Genomic DNA, 13,682 nt, shown 5'->3' on the forward strand with positions numbered 1-13,682 from the left:
TGGCGGGGTGGGGTTCTTCGGGTTTAATAAGCAATCAAGCGGACATGATATGACATCCGTAAGCTAATCAACCAAATTGCGATCGCAGAAGCACAATTACATAACACCCAATTTCTCGCGCCCTGCGTCAAAGGTGGACGAGTTTGCACACGGGTAGCCGGAATGGTTTACACCTTCAGCCCAAAGCCTAGTAACATTTGAAGGTTGGGGCATCTTTCAGGCTGTGGATGAAAAAACAGCAACGGTTGTAGCGGTACCTTAAATCAATTCCACGATCGCAGCGATTACTGGACAGTCGATTGGACAACTGCTGATGGTGTTTGCCATAGTAGTGCGATCGCTAAAACTGATTTAACTGTTGTCAGTTCTGGCATTTGCCTAAGTGGACGCGATCGCAGATAAGGATATTAAATCAGAGCAAGATAAATATCCTGCCAGTGAAACCCCAGAACAAGTCCGAAAGCTGGTAGGAATAGTGTAATTGAAATAGAGATATCAAGCAGCAATTGGGAAAGGAAACTACTACAGTGAATTGGGTATAACCCGTATGGTCTATGGCTTTAAGTCACTTCCCTATATTTTACAATATAAGTAAGACATAAAAATAACGCTTCAATTATATGAAAATACTCTCATCAGAACTAGTTCATTTGGGATTTGGCAAATATGTGCGTTCTGACCAAGTAACAGCAGTTATACCAATAGAAGAAGAACGAGGGCCTGGGCGACGAACCTTTGTTCACGTTCAAGGGCAAAACGATCCAATTATCGCCTCTCGCGCTGAAGATACCATCGTGCGTGATTTAGTACAAGAACCACGCGAAATTACTCAAGCCCGTCAACAGCAGGAAATTCTTCAAGATTTATTGGTTAATTTAGCTAATGTTAATTCGACTGTGCGCCGAATTAACCGTGATGAAGGCAGTTTGGATCTTGATTTGTTAGAGCGACGAATTAAGCAAGTCCTGGAAAATTAATTGCAGAAATCAGCAAACTAAATAACGGAGAAAGATATTGCTGAATACCATTACAGACCAAGTTTCAGTATCAGATACACAAACAAGATCGCCAAGGTTGTGGATACCTGAACGGGTACTGTTTACACCTGCTGCCCTAGATGAGGATTGGGGGCAGCAGATTCTTAAACGTGTGCAGTCACTCAACTTACCAATAGAAGAACTATCACAGAACCGCCTGAAGGGTCTGCGTGGTGAATCTGAGCGGGATACTTATAACATCGCCAAGCGTACCTTAGCGGTGGTTACTGCACCACCCAGTTCTTTTAAACTGAGTCCGATCCCACCTTCTGCGGATTGGCAGTTTCACCTTGCCGAGGGTTGTCCGGCTCATTGTCAATACTGCTACCTAGCGGGTAGCTTGTCGGGGCCACCTGTCATCCGCGTTTTTGCTAACTTACCGCAGATATTAAAGAATTTAGCTAACTACGAACAACAGGGGAAAACCACAAGTTTTGAAGTTAGCTGTTATACAGACCCATTGGGTATTGAGCATTTAACTGGAAGTCTTGCTGAATGTATCCGTTACTTTGGCACTCGTCCTAATGCACATCTACGTTGGGTATCGAAGTTTGATGCTGTGGATGGATTACTCGATTTACCACACAATGGGCATACTCGCTGTCGGATGAGCGTTAATGCCGCACCGATTTCTGGTAAGTTTGAAGGTGGCACAGCATCCGTAGCATCCAGACTGAATGCATTGCGACGGTTGGCGCTACCACAAGAGCGTGGCGGTGGCGGTTATCCAGTAGGCTTGGTTATTGCGCCAATTATGCCGATAGACGATTGGCAAATGCACTATAGTCGTTTGTTTGAGCAGATAAACGAGGCACTTGATTTTGACTGTAACCTTACCTTTGAGTTAATCTCGCATCGGTTCACACCTGGGTCAAAAGAAGTGTTACAAACTTGGTATCCGCAATCAAAATTAGAGATGGATGAGGCAAAACGCAGTGTCAAGCGTAATAAGTTTGGTGGGACGAAGTACGTTTATGAGAAAGACACAATGAAGGCGTTGCGTAGCTTTTTTGAGAGTGAGATTAGTAGGCGCTTTCCAAATGCTGAAATTCTTTATTGGACTTAGAAGAATACTTCGCTCATATAGAGTTTAAGCAAATTAATTATTGGACGAGAGAGCGATCGCTATATGATGCGATCGCTCTTTGTGGTCTGTCCCATTAATTTTGATGGGTTTGTAGTAAGCACAAAGCGTGCTTAAAAATCTAGGACTAAAGTCCTGACTACAAACTTTTTTACCCGTTGCCTGGGTTTGGCTACGCCCACGCAAAGCGGGATAATTTGGGCAGATTACAGGCGGCGTTATACATTATTAAGTGTATCTGCAATACCGGACTTGTTCTGGCTTAGTCTCAATAGCAAAGGTTTGGAGATGTTTACTTTATCAGAAACTTCTATCCTGGCGGCAATCCTACTGGTAGCTTTAGGCATTTTGGGCTGGGGCTTTTATCGCGCCAGACCTTTTGGTAAACTGGGAATCTTAGCCTGGTTACAGTCGGTGGTGTTGATGACTCCCTGGCTCCTGTTTTTTGGATTGTTTGCCGCAGGGATTTACATTAATATAGCGGGTATATTGTTCTTAGTGGTGACTTCCGCCGGATTGTACGTCTATTTGGGCAGACAGTTACGCCAAGCTGGGCAAGATACCATCCTCAAGCAACGTGCTACAGAAAGACTCGCTGCTGCTTCCTCACTTGAAGCAAATTCCCCACAACCAAAAGTAGCAGAACTGAAACCGGAGATCCCACCGATACCAGAAGAAGACTTGAATGCAGTTAAAGGTATTTTCGGTATCGATACATTTTTTGCTACAGAAACGATCGCCTACCAAGATGGAGCCATTTTTAAAGGCAATCTACGGGGAGAACCAGAAGAGACTCACAACCGTCTAACTGCAAGTTTACAACAACGCCTTGGCGATAAATATCGTCTGTTTTTAGTGGAAAATACAGACGGTAGACCTGTGGTAATTGTCCTACCGAGCCGCAACGATCCCCGGCCGATGTTGTTATCGCAAAAAGCCTTTGCAGGTGTTCTGTTGATAGCGACCATTGCCACAAGTTTAGAAGCTGCGGGATTACTGCTGAATTTTGATTTTTTTGGCAATCCAGGGCGGTTTCAAGAAGCTTTGCCCATAGGCGCTGGAATCTTTTCGATTTTAGTAGCTCACGAAATTGGTCATTGGTTACTTGCCCAGCGTCACCAAATTCGCCTTAGCTGGCCCTTTTTTCTCCCCGCAGTGCAAATTGGCTCCTTCGGTGCAATTACCCGCTTTGAGTCTCTGTTGCCCAACCGCAAGGTATTATTTGATATTGCCTTGGCAGGGCCAGCCGCAGGTGGTATTGTCTCTTTGTTAATGCTGGTGACAGGCTTGCTGCTTTCTCATCCAGGTAGTTTATTTCAATTGCCAAATCAGTTTTTCCAAGGGTCGATTTTGGTGGGAAGCTTGGCGCGAGTTGTCCTTGGTTCGGCATTGCAGTCATCCTTGGTAAGCGTTCATCCCCTAGTAGTGATTGGTTGGCTGGGGTTAGTAATTAACGCTTTGAATTTGATGCCAGCAGGACAACTAGATGGTGGGCGAATTATTCAGGCGATTTATGGACGCAAAACCGCAGGACGAGCAACGATCGCAACTTTAATTTTACTGGCAATAGTGTCTCTCGGTAATACTCTTGCCATGTATTGGGCGATCGTAATTTTCTTTTTACAACGGGATCAAGAACGCCCAAGCTTGAATGAAATTACTGAACCCGATGATGCTAGAGCCGCTTTGGGTCTTTTGGCTCTATTCTTGATGATTACCACGCTTCTACCTCTTACTCCTGGCCTGGCTGGGCGTTTGGGAATAGGATAGTGTTTATGGAGCCTACACCCAAACAAGCAATATCCGCAATTCGGGTGTGCGCTCAACTTACCAGAGTTTATAAAAGAATAGACCTTGTAAGATTAGACGAGCGCACCAGAAATATTTATATCTTGGCGAATAATTCAATCGAAGCTGAGGTAACACCAACTGGAGAAATTCTTTGGTTATGACAAAACCTAACTTTCAACAAATGCCTTTAGAGCAGCTCAGAACCTATATTTTGGAGCATCGCAACGACGATGAAGCATTTCATATTTACATCGACAGGAGACGTGCCCAATCTCCAAAACAGATGCCGATGACTATTGAGGAAGCGGAGGCTGATTTACAAAGACGGTTTGGACAGCAAGCTAGTTAAATTACCATGAAAGATTCTTAAGTGATTGTCGGTGAGTCAGCGCAGTCTTGGGGGTTTCCCCCATGAGCGACTGACGTTAGCGCAGCGTTAGCGAGCTTGCGAGCGTCACCCCAAAGGGGTGAACCTTCGCTTAAATTAAGCGATGTGTTCACAGACACCTTGTGAGGAAAATTAACTGAAAGGTTTCCAACCTGCTAGCAAATTCGGGTAAGCTGTTGGTGTGGGAAAAATTTTCTGAAAGGCAGTTTGACGCTCTTGAGGTTTTTCTTTGCTCATATTCCAAAGGGTTTCATAGAAAAAGAAAGAAACTCCAGCAAAATTGCGATCGCGTACTTTTTGCACTTGTGTTTGAATCTGCTGCATTGGTATAGATCGGTTTTTCAACCCAGCCAAAATGCCTACACTCACTGGAATATGACTCTTGGCTGCTTTCACTTCTGGATACTCTAATTCGCTGATAAAAACATTCAAGTCATCACGATATATCTGCAAAACTAAGTCTTCGACGATTCCTAGCCGTTCCCACTTCTGCCAGTCTGCTAAAAAGAAATCGTAGGAAAGACGCTGAGGATTAGGAGCAACGGAAACCAGGCAATTTTTTTTAGTAGCTTTGATAGCTGTAAATACCCGCTTCATAAACTCGGTGATTTTATTAGCTCTCCAGCGTATCCATTCTGGATCTTTGAAGTTTTTGGAGGGAGCTTTACCACCGTGTTCTTTTTTGTAAAGTGCTACTGTATAAGCATCGTATCCTAATTCTGATGGTAAACCAAAATGGTCGTCAAATTGAATACCATCGATATTGTAGTTTCTAACAATTTCAACGATTAAATCTTGAATAAATTGTTGTACTTCTGGGCGAAAGGGATTAAGCCAAACGCGATTATGTGTCCCTTCTTTGACAATCCGAGTCCCATCGCTGCGACTGGTGAGCCATTGGGGACGATTTTTAGCTAATAGAGAATCCGCTGGTGCCATAAAGCCAAATTCAAACCAGGGAATCACTGTTAAGCCTTTTTGATGGCCCACATCGACAATTTCTTTGAGGATATCTCGCCCTTTGAGTCCGGGTGTGGGATCGAGCGATCGCCCGATAACTTTTAGTGCAACTTTACTAGGATACAATGTATATCCCCAATTCCAAACCGCCGGATATATGGTGTTAAAATTGAGTTCATCAAGGCGTTGCAAAGATCCTTTGAGGCGATCGCGCTCAAATAACACATCACTATCAATATTTGTTAACCACACTCCCCTTAACTCAGCTTTTGGCGTTGACGGCAGATTTATTTGAGCGTTCAATGGGAACGACAAAATCAGTGTCGCGATCGCACTCAAGGTAAGCATAACGATAAACAAAAGAGACTTTCTACTCTGGCGAATATTCCACCAAGAGGAAAACTCAACACACCACTCTACAAACCTTTTCATCATGATTTAAAATGTCTGTGTCAGTGAAGGAAACATTGGCATGATAAATAATATTAATGCTTAACCTTTGTTTCCTGCTCTAAAAACAGATTGCCAATATCAAATAAAAGTTGCATAGTACCTCGATAGCCAACTTTGCAGAACTCACCACCATCTAAGCGGTCAAAAATCGGAATTCCTTGACGATAGAGAGGAATTTTTAAGCGTTGAGCGATCGCTACTCCATGAGAGTTGGTAATGAGTAAATCAGACCCAACCGCCAATTGCTCAAAGTCTTCCAAATCGCCGATAGTAACGCTCTCGATCGGCAGTTTTTCGAGCAAAGGAAAGCGTGTTGTTGTTACTGCTGAGTGAATTTCAACTCCAAGCGATCGCATGACACGGATTTTGTTATCGAGTTGTCATTGGTATTTCCAAATAAATAGTGGCGTTTTGACGTCGATCCTGATTTGTAATAGCATGGAAAGTTATCGCAATATCATGAAAGCTGTTCCCCAATTTGCCGATCGCTTAAAACAGTTTGCCAATAGAGCTAAAATTACTCTCAGTTCTCCAATTGACAAAGGCATACCGTGGGTACTCAGCATAGATAATGTCTTACCAGAAAGAGACTTGCCCAGTACTTGATAGATATACCAGAAAAATCGCGATCGCCCCTTTTGCCGAACATTGGCGATCGCGTCGAAATCCCAAACCACGGCAAGGTGTTTAAGGGCTTTGTATCTGCTTATTTACCTGATTGGGAGGATAAAGAAAGGAACTTACGGGCGTTTGTGAAAATACTTGTGGGGAATGGGGTTGCGGGTAAAGGGTAAAGGTATGGAGTTTTCCCTTACCCTTTAACATGAGTCCCTTTCGCCAACATCTTGGCATTTGTTACTTTTGCAAGATGTCTATTTATTGGTATCTAAATTCCTTGCGATTCCAGTTGGGAGATGTTGGGGAAATATTTGGGGTAAAACTGGGGTAATGTAAAAGGGTCAAGATGTTTACAAAGCAGCCGTGTTAAACAAAAATTATGTCGTCCGTTCAAAGTAGATTTTATCCCAAGACGACAATGGTCTTTTAAATAAGCATTAGCTTCTATAATTGCCATTTGACATACGGGTGTAGATCCGTTTAACAGATTTTGCGCTTTTTTATACCCTATATTGTCAAGTTAGGCACTTATATCTCGCATATAGATAACTTTTACCCCCACCACTGGAGAGCAAAATCTTGGGCATAGAATTACGCAGTTTCGTATTTCTCGACAGCCTGCAACCTCAACATGCAGCATATATGGGAACAGTAGCCCAAGGCTTCTTACCATTACCAGGAGATACATCGCTGTGGATTGAAATATCTCCTGGTATCGAAATTAATAAAATTACGGATATCGCCCTGAAATCTGCCTCTGTCCGTCCGGGAGTACAGGTAGTGGAACGACTATATGGACTATTGGAAGTTCATTCTAGCTCCCAAGGCGAAACTAGAGCTGCTGGTCAAGCTATTTTGGCGGCACTGGGAGTCCGAAGAGAGGAATGTCTGAAACCGCGGGTTATTTCTAGTCAGATTATCCGCAACATCGATGCTTATCAAACCCAACTGATTAATCGCACGCGCCGAGGACAGCTACTACTAGCAGGTCAAACGCTGTATGTATTAGAAGTGGAGCCTGCTGCTTACGCCGCACTAGCTGCTAATGAAGCGGAAAAAGCAGCGAGGATTAACATTTTAGAAGTTCAAGCTGTAGGTAGTTTTGGACGGCTTTACTTAGGTGGACAAGAACAGGATATCCTAGCAGGAGCAGCAGGAGCATTAACGGCTATTGAAAGTGTCGCTGGTCGGGTAAATTCTCTGGGTGGGCGTCAGGAGTAAAGGAGAGAAAATGGCAAATCGAGAGCATCTAACTTTACTCAAAGCAGGTGCAGTTAAATGGATTGAATGGAGAAAGAAAAATCCCCAGATTGAACCAGACCTGAGCGCCGCGAATTTGCAAGGCGATAACCTCAGAGGTGCAAACCTCCAAGGGGTAAACTTGAGAAGAGTTGATTTGGGTAATGCTTTACTTGTGCGGGCAAACCTCAGTGGTGCTGACCTCAGTAGTGCCAACCTTTATAAAGCCTTCTTGAATGAAGCTAACCTGAGTGCGGCTAACTTCAGTGTTGCTAACTTGAGTGGCGCTATACTTACGCAGGCAGATTTGAGTCATGCCAATTTGATTGGAGCTGACTTAAGTGGGGTGGATCTTAGAGGTGCTGCGATCGCATCTGCTAATCTAATTGGCACTGACTTAAAAAGCGCTAACTTGAGAGATGCCGATTTAGGTGCAGCGAAGTTGATTCGGGCTAACCTCACTTTTGCCAACCTGATTGAAGCTAATTTGATTGCAGCTGACCTCAGTGAAGCGAGTTTGTACCAAGCAGATGTTTTAGGGGCTTATCTTTACAAAGCTGACTTATACAAAGCTAATCTGACCAAGGCTCACCTCAGTGGTGCATACTTGTTGCGGGCTAACCTAAGTGAAGCTGATTTGAGTCAAGCTGATTTGAGTTGGACTAACCTTAGAGATGCGAATTTGGCAGGAGCGAATCTTAGAGGAACTAACCTTAGAGGAGCTGACATTCGGGGAGCTAACCTCAGCGGCGTAAATCTTCAAGAAACAATTATGCCTAATATCACTCGTTTTGTGCATTTTTAACTCAGAGTTGGGTTTGGGGAAAAGGTTAATAGGTATTAGTCATTAGTCAAAAGTTAAAAATTCAAAATTCAAAATTCAAAATTCAAAATTCTTCCCCTGCCTCCTGCCCCCTACTCCCTTCCCCGCTCTTTAACTCCCCCTGTTCTCTTGCCTTTCTTTGAGTTTCAGCATAATTTGGGCGTGCATCTCGCGGGTAATTGGGTAAAAATACGTTAAAATTAAGCCAAAAATCAAACAAACTGTCGGTATGGGGCCAACAGCAACGCGAATAGCAAACAGTGCTGATTCCGGTTGGATGGGTAATGGACTTCCGGCTACAGATTCTTTGAAACCAGCTACTTGCAAAGCATTTCCCACCAAAAAGAGTCCCAAAGCTAAACCAAATTTTTGCAGCAAAACCATGAAGCCATAAAAAATGCCTTCTCTGCGTTGTCCGGTTTGCAGTTCATCTAATTCAATCACATCTGGAATCATTGACCAAGGAATTAGATAAGCTGTTGATACACCAATACCTGCCATCACAGCCATCACATACATCAAAACTATTTGACCAGGCTGTAAGAAAAATAGTCCGGCGGCTGCTATAATCCACAAACTCATTCCCAGAAAATAAACAACTTTTTTGCCGATTTTTTTACTCAACCCTCCCCAGACAAATAGCATCACCAAAGCAGTTCCTTGGACTGCAATCATCACTGTGGGCACGTCTGATTCTTTAAGACCCATACAATTGACTACAAAATAGGGAATAATGCTGGCTGTTACCTGTACGCCTAGCCAAGAGCAAAGATATATACCAATAACAAATAAAAAAGGTCGGTTACTAAAGACAATTTGTAGCTGTTCAAAGAAGGGGAGAGATGCAGGTTCCTCGGTTTGGCTGCGTTTAGCTTCAAAAGCCAAAATGCGATCGCGGACTCCAAAAACGCACCAATATAATCCGAAAATCGAAATTACCGTACAAATGGCTGCTAAAACAAGATATTGTTGTTGGCGATCGCTAATTTGAGAAAAAACAATTTGCGTTAAAATCAACGATAAAATGCTGCCACCAATAGAAAATGTAAAGCGATAGCTGTTAAGGCTGGTGCGTTCGTCGTAATCTTGAGTCAGTTCTGGAGTCATCGCCGTATAGGGCAAATTCACAACTGTGTAAAACGCCTGAGATATCACCCCAATCGCTACGTAATACCAAAATAATGGCCAAATATTATCACTCTGATTTGCACTAAATCGCGGTACAATCCACTGCAAGAAGAAGAAAACTCCAAAGGGAATAGCCCCATAAAACATCCAAGGAAGACGACGACCCCAACGCCGAGATTTCGTTTTATCAGTCAGGAACCCGACAAACGGATCGTTTATGCCATCCCAGATTTTGCCAATCATCAAAATACTGCCAGCTAAACCCGCAGGGATACCAGCAACATTCGTGAAGAAAACCAGCAGAAAAAAGACGGAGATATTTGCAGTAATTGCTGGGCCTAAATCTCCTGCACCGTAAGCCAACTTTGTTTTTAAGTCGAGTTTTTCACTGAGAGGATCTCGTTTGGCATCGCCATCAGCAGCAGAATTATTCATAAAACTTTGCACTCATACTAAAATAAAAAGTCTGCAATCGCCTTCAATACTGCCATCTACCACTCCCGTTAGACTTATGCCAGACCTTTATGTTTCTTGGTCAGATTATCACCAAAAAATTGAACAACTGGCTATTCAGATTTATGAATCCGGTTGGGAATTTAACCAGATTATCTGTCTTGCCAGAGGAGGACTAAGAGTCGGAGATATTCTTTCCCGTATATACCAGCAGCCGCTAGCAATTTTAGCAACCTCATCTTATTACAATGGCACTGGTAAGCAAGAAAGAAGTAATTTAATTTTCTCCCGTCACTTGACAATGACTGCGGAAAAGTTAGGTTCGCGCATTCTCCTAGTGGATGACTTAGTAGACTCTGGGGTAACACTCCAGCAAACTATACCTTGGCTCAAACAAAATACTGATTTTCCCATTGAAGAAATTCGCACCGCCGTTCTTTGGTATAAAGCTTGTTCAGTTATAGCACCCAATTATTATGTTGATTATCTACCTGATAACCCCTGGATTCATCAACCTTTTGAACATTACGAGCAGATGAACCCCGCAGAACTTGCGGCTAAGGTAAGCCAACTGTGTTGATTATTGGACTAATTTAACGTGAGTTCGATGAACCTCTCCCGGACAACCTCCCTCTCCCACGGGGAAAGGGAGGAGCAACGAGAAATTAGGGTTTTGGCTCTTCTCTGGGTGTCCAAGAGGGGTTGGGGGAGAGGTCAAAAAAGGGCTTGTCGAACTCACGTTAATTTACTAAGTAGCGATCGCCCAGATAACCAGCAATGCTCACGATCCAGCGATCGCCTTCTTGAGGCAATATGACTCCACAGCGCCAGTTAGGGAGAGGTGTGATGATTGTCGAGAGATCGTCTTGGAGGTTTCCTGGTTTGCGGCGATAGATGCGCGTAGTATATTATATCCATGCGTACCTGTTCCTCTTGGGGCTTTTCATAGCCGAGTTTCTCTAGCCATGCCGGACTAACAGGCACCAATCACAATGTAGTCATAGTGACATTAAATCTGTTAAATTTTGAATCGAACTTAATTCCTGTGTACTATCTCTGTCCGCTTTTTGTTGATGTGTGACAGTTGGGGTGCGGAAGGTGAGTTAAAAAAGTAAGATTTCGCGTTCAAAGTTTTCTGGGGTCGGTTCTATCTCCCAAACCAATCCTTCTTGAAGATCGCCCAGAGCTACATCAATGTAAAGCCTATCTACAGCAGTTTTTGCTTGTACTTGGTTTCCATCAAATGGTTGTAAATCTTCTGTCAAAAGTCTCAATTTAAATCCACTGGGAATCATCTCGCCTTTGCTTGCATTATGCAGTTCAATGCGCCATACTCTATCTTCAATATTAGTTTTAGGCTGTACGCGCAATTTGTATTGTTGGCCGGCAATGGTGACTTTCCGCACTAAAATTGGCAATGTTGATGGTTGCTGTGAACTCCTAGCTAATGCAAAATTTGACTGTGACTCGATACTCGCCCAGCCAAATTTCTGTGCAAAATCTGACACCCCAGTTTGCAACCATTGATTAATCGACCACTGTTGTTGTTGTCCCTGGCGTTGTTCATACAATCGCTGTCTCCAACCTCCATGTTCTAGGAGCGCTCCCCAAATTGAAAATGGTACTGCTAGCCGTGGTAAAATGACTTTAGGATTTCCTAGACGTTGAAGTAAGTTGTGTGCTTGCGCGAGGGCTAATTCTGGCAGTGGTACAGTTTCTTCAGCATGGGTCGCTTCTTCGGGACATAATTGACTTGCCATCCACAAGATATTGAGGTTAGAAATTAAATCCTCTCCATCCAAACAATAAGCGCGATCGCTTGCATCGTAACTACCCATACTTTTCAGTAGAGTATGGGTCGTATATCCCCAAATCCGTATACAACCCTCTTCCAAATTAACTTGTACCGCTAGATAATAATCTGCTGTCCAGGTAGGAATATCCACCCACTCCTGAGGAACGCGCAGTTCGCTTAAATCTGCTGCTTCAGATGGAATTAATACCAACCGTTTTTCTTCCAGGGAAATCGCTACGCCATCGACTACTTCCCAAACGCTGGGCAAAGCGGCAATATTAGGAAAAACAGCAGCATTGGGAGTATGTTCCGATCGTAGCCAAGGCAGAAAAGCATTCAAGCTCAAGCGGTTGAGATATGCCATCCAACGGCGATTACTCGTCGAAAACGCTTGATTTTGCTGCCAAAGTTTGGTTTGCTCGGTTTCAGGAATTTCTAACCACAAATGTGTAGAGTTTATTAAATTGATTGTGCCTGGATTAAACATCATGTTGATACTACTCCAACTTAGAGGAGGAAAGACTATAGTAAGCTTTTAACCATTCCTCTAAAACGGTGTTGATATAGTTAAGTATGAGTGAGTTTAGAGAAATATGCAGTGACTCTTTACTCCAGTTTGCCAGCTTGAGTAGTAACGAGTCTTTTGCTTTGGCGAGTTTACGAGAAATGGTATATTGCTTAATTCCCATCTGTTGGGCAATCTGCTGTTGAGTCAAATTCTGGCTATAGTAAAGTTTTATTATCTTTTGTGCCTCCTCATCCAGGTTGTCCAACGCTGCAATTAACACATTGCTGATTTGAGATTGCATTGACTGTCTCTCAAGCAATTCTTCTTGAGCAATGATTTCCGTCATTAAGGAGTCCTGCTTCAGTTGCGGTAATATATCTTGATACTCTCCAGAATCGTCATTCCCTCTAGGCGCATTCAGAGAAGCCATACTGGGGTAAAAATATTCTCGTACTGCTTTGGCACAAGCAACCAGCCATTTTTCTATCGTTTGCGGGTTGCACTCCATCCCTGGTTGGGAAAGTTGGGTGTGGTGTTCCGAATTGTAAAGCTGGGCGATCGCAATCCATGTAGAGTCATCTGGCTTTGACAGTTGGCGAGTACCTGTAGGGTGCTGTGGAGCATATAGTGCTTGGTAGCATTTCCAAGCTAATACGTAGCGTTGTATTGTCTCTCCACTCAGGCCAACATTTTGTAAAGACTCCACCAGACGCTTTTGAGTCAGTTTCCGTAACAATCGCCAGTTAGTACTAATATCAATTTCATTGTGCGATCGCAGTATTTCCTTAATCTCGTTACTGAAAATTGCACTCGCATAATTATTCAAATTAAAACCCATGTTGGGTTTAAATCCTTTTAAAATTTTATCTACACTAGTTATGACCATTTGAAAGCAGTCAGATACTGTGTATTGAGTAGCAGAAAGATTAGTAATTATTTTGTAAGCCGCCCAATAACACGGTTCTTGTAAATAAGCCGAAAAATGTTCTCTTGCCAGACCTTCTGGTTGAATCTGCCACAATTTATACCAATAACATATCCAAAAATTCTCTGAATGTTCTGGCTGCGATAGACTTGCCTGACAATTAAGTAGATTTCGCCGTAGTTTAGGATCGATTGCCCAACCAATTATTCTGTCAGCATCTAATTGTAAAAAAGTTGTAAATAATTCATTGATACTTTTACGAGTACGCATAAAATAACTACTCATTCTTGCATAAGTCTTAAGTTATCAACTAAAAAGTCCTGGTTTATGTAATGGGTGATGAACTTTTGCCGTTGGATTGTGCAGGTGGTTCTGCGACCAGAAGAAGCCAAAGGCTTTGTTTTGCTTGAAAACGTTGGGTAGTCGAACAAACTTTCTGACTTTTCACGGTATGTGGAAAAGGTCATTTTGAGGGTTTCC

General features: G+C 43.1%; 14 protein-coding genes and 2 pseudogenes. 9 read left to right on the top strand and 7 right to left on the bottom strand.

What is annotated here, in order from left to right; translation table 11 throughout:
• Positions 1 to 23 precede the first annotated feature (23 nt).
• The gene (locus tag RMZ95_RS31570) at positions 24 to 149 is read right to left on the bottom strand and encodes a hypothetical protein (protein ID WP_322683647.1); all 126 of its coding nucleotides are present in this window, start codon (positions 147 to 149) and stop codon (positions 24 to 26) included.
• 471 nt (positions 150 to 620) lie between these two features.
• Between RMZ95_RS31570 and RMZ95_RS31575 the strand changes: the two genes are divergently transcribed.
• The 5 genes from RMZ95_RS31575 (at position 621) to RMZ95_RS31595 (ending at position 4,261) form a co-directional block, all read left to right on the top strand.
• Positions 621 to 977: a hypothetical protein gene (locus RMZ95_RS31575; RefSeq protein ID WP_322670153.1), complete on the top strand. Its 357-nt coding sequence runs from the start codon at positions 621 to 623 to the stop codon at positions 975 to 977.
• A 103-nt stretch (positions 978 to 1,080) separates the two neighbouring features.
• Positions 1,081 to 2,103, top strand: coding sequence for a spore photoproduct lyase family protein (locus RMZ95_RS31580; RefSeq protein ID WP_322670187.1), 1,023 nt, complete (start codon positions 1,081 to 1,083; stop codon positions 2,101 to 2,103).
• 306 nt (positions 2,104 to 2,409) lie between these two features.
• Positions 2,410 to 3,891 carry a site-2 protease family protein gene (locus tag RMZ95_RS31585; RefSeq protein WP_322683646.1) on the top strand — a complete coding sequence of 494 codons (1,482 nt, stop codon included), beginning with the start codon at positions 2,410 to 2,412 and terminating at the stop codon, positions 3,889 to 3,891.
• Positions 3,892 to 3,896: 5 nt separating this feature from the next.
• Positions 3,897 to 4,073, top strand: a complete 177-nt coding sequence (locus RMZ95_RS31590; protein WP_292828677.1) for a DUF6888 family protein — start codon at positions 3,897 to 3,899, stop codon at positions 4,071 to 4,073.
• On the top strand, positions 4,070 to 4,261 hold the full coding sequence (locus RMZ95_RS31595; RefSeq protein ID WP_190942379.1) for a DUF6887 family protein: 192 nt from the start codon (positions 4,070 to 4,072) through the stop codon (positions 4,259 to 4,261). The genes RMZ95_RS31590 and RMZ95_RS31595 overlap by 4 nt, the downstream gene beginning before the upstream one ends.
• Before the next feature lie 171 nt (positions 4,262 to 4,432).
• On the opposite strand, the gene RMZ95_RS31600 is transcribed toward RMZ95_RS31595, so the two are convergent.
• The 3 genes and pseudogenes from RMZ95_RS31600 to RMZ95_RS31610 form a co-directional block, all read right to left on the bottom strand.
• Entirely contained in the window at positions 4,433 to 5,692 is a 1,260-nt protein-coding gene (locus RMZ95_RS31600) for a glycoside hydrolase family 10 protein (RefSeq protein ID WP_322670186.1), read from the bottom strand.
• 53 nt (positions 5,693 to 5,745) lie between these two features.
• Positions 5,746 to 6,069, bottom strand: a pseudogene (locus RMZ95_RS31605) (nitrogenase component 1); the annotation flags it as partial.
• A 90-nt stretch (positions 6,070 to 6,159) separates the two neighbouring features.
• Positions 6,160 to 6,390: a hypothetical protein gene (locus RMZ95_RS31610; protein WP_322683645.1), complete on the bottom strand. Its 231-nt coding sequence runs from the start codon at positions 6,388 to 6,390 to the stop codon at positions 6,160 to 6,162.
• A gap of 520 nt (positions 6,391 to 6,910) precedes the next feature.
• Between RMZ95_RS31610 and RMZ95_RS31615 the strand changes: the two genes are divergently transcribed.
• Positions 6,911 to 7,552: a hypothetical protein gene (locus RMZ95_RS31615; RefSeq protein WP_292856419.1), complete on the top strand. Its 642-nt coding sequence runs from the start codon at positions 6,911 to 6,913 to the stop codon at positions 7,550 to 7,552.
• A 10-nt stretch (positions 7,553 to 7,562) separates the two neighbouring features.
• Positions 7,563 to 8,375 (top strand): pentapeptide repeat-containing protein, encoded by an 813-nt coding sequence (locus RMZ95_RS31620; RefSeq protein ID WP_322670148.1) that lies wholly within the window; start codon positions 7,563 to 7,565, stop codon positions 8,373 to 8,375.
• Between the two features lie 129 nt (positions 8,376 to 8,504).
• On the opposite strand, the gene RMZ95_RS31625 is transcribed toward RMZ95_RS31620, so the two are convergent.
• Positions 8,505 to 9,956, bottom strand: a complete 1,452-nt coding sequence (locus RMZ95_RS31625) for an MFS transporter (protein WP_322683644.1) — start codon at positions 9,954 to 9,956, stop codon at positions 8,505 to 8,507.
• 76 nt (positions 9,957 to 10,032) lie between these two features.
• On the opposite strand from RMZ95_RS31625, the gene RMZ95_RS31630 reads away from it, so the two are divergent.
• Positions 10,033 to 10,554, top strand: a complete 522-nt coding sequence (locus tag RMZ95_RS31630; protein ID WP_322670146.1) for a phosphoribosyltransferase — start codon at positions 10,033 to 10,035, stop codon at positions 10,552 to 10,554.
• Positions 10,555 to 11,077: 523 nt separating this feature from the next.
• On the opposite strand, the gene RMZ95_RS31635 is transcribed toward RMZ95_RS31630, so the two are convergent.
• Positions 11,078 to 12,259, bottom strand: coding sequence for a DUF1822 family protein (locus RMZ95_RS31635; RefSeq protein ID WP_322684016.1), 1,182 nt, complete (start codon positions 12,257 to 12,259; stop codon positions 11,078 to 11,080).
• A 7-nt stretch (positions 12,260 to 12,266) separates the two neighbouring features.
• Positions 12,267 to 13,472: a sigma-70 family RNA polymerase sigma factor gene (locus RMZ95_RS31640; RefSeq protein WP_322670144.1), complete on the bottom strand. Its 1,206-nt coding sequence runs from the start codon at positions 13,470 to 13,472 to the stop codon at positions 12,267 to 12,269.
• A gap of 81 nt (positions 13,473 to 13,553) precedes the next feature.
• Between RMZ95_RS31640 and RMZ95_RS31645 the strand changes: the two are divergent.
• A pseudogene (locus tag RMZ95_RS31645) lies at positions 13,554 to 13,639 on the top strand (IS5/IS1182 family transposase); the annotation flags it as partial.
• Positions 13,640 to 13,682 lie beyond the last annotated feature (43 nt).

Origin of the sequence: Nostoc sp. DedQUE07 (assembly GCF_034530975.2) — a bacterium.
Lineage (GTDB): Bacteria > Cyanobacteriota > Cyanobacteriia > Cyanobacteriales > Nostocaceae > Nostoc.

What these genes read in the sequence shown, in the direction of transcription:
- RMZ95_RS31635 (WP_322684016.1), bottom strand. Translation starts at nt 12,259, where the DNA reads ATGATGTTTAATCCAGGCACAATCAATTTAATAAACTCTACACATTTG.
- RMZ95_RS31620 (WP_322670148.1), top strand. Translation starts at nt 7,563, where the DNA reads ATGGCAAATCGAGAGCATCTAACTTTACTCAAAGCAGGTGCAGTTAAA.
- RMZ95_RS31600 (WP_322670186.1), bottom strand. Translation starts at nt 5,692, where the DNA reads ATGAAAAGGTTTGTAGAGTGGTGTGTTGAGTTTTCCTCTTGGTGGAAT.
- RMZ95_RS31590 (WP_292828677.1), top strand. Translation starts at nt 3,897, where the DNA reads ATGGAGCCTACACCCAAACAAGCAATATCCGCAATTCGGGTGTGCGCT.
- RMZ95_RS31640 (WP_322670144.1), bottom strand. Translation starts at nt 13,472, where the DNA reads ATGCGTACTCGTAAAAGTATCAATGAATTATTTACAACTTTTTTACAA.
- RMZ95_RS31630 (WP_322670146.1), top strand. Translation starts at nt 10,033, where the DNA reads ATGCCAGACCTTTATGTTTCTTGGTCAGATTATCACCAAAAAATTGAA.
- RMZ95_RS31595 (WP_190942379.1), top strand. Translation starts at nt 4,070, where the DNA reads ATGACAAAACCTAACTTTCAACAAATGCCTTTAGAGCAGCTCAGAACC.
- RMZ95_RS31575 (WP_322670153.1), top strand. Translation starts at nt 621, where the DNA reads ATGAAAATACTCTCATCAGAACTAGTTCATTTGGGATTTGGCAAATAT.
- RMZ95_RS31625 (WP_322683644.1), bottom strand. Translation starts at nt 9,956, where the DNA reads ATGAATAATTCTGCTGCTGATGGCGATGCCAAACGAGATCCTCTCAGT.
- RMZ95_RS31585 (WP_322683646.1), top strand. Translation starts at nt 2,410, where the DNA reads ATGTTTACTTTATCAGAAACTTCTATCCTGGCGGCAATCCTACTGGTA.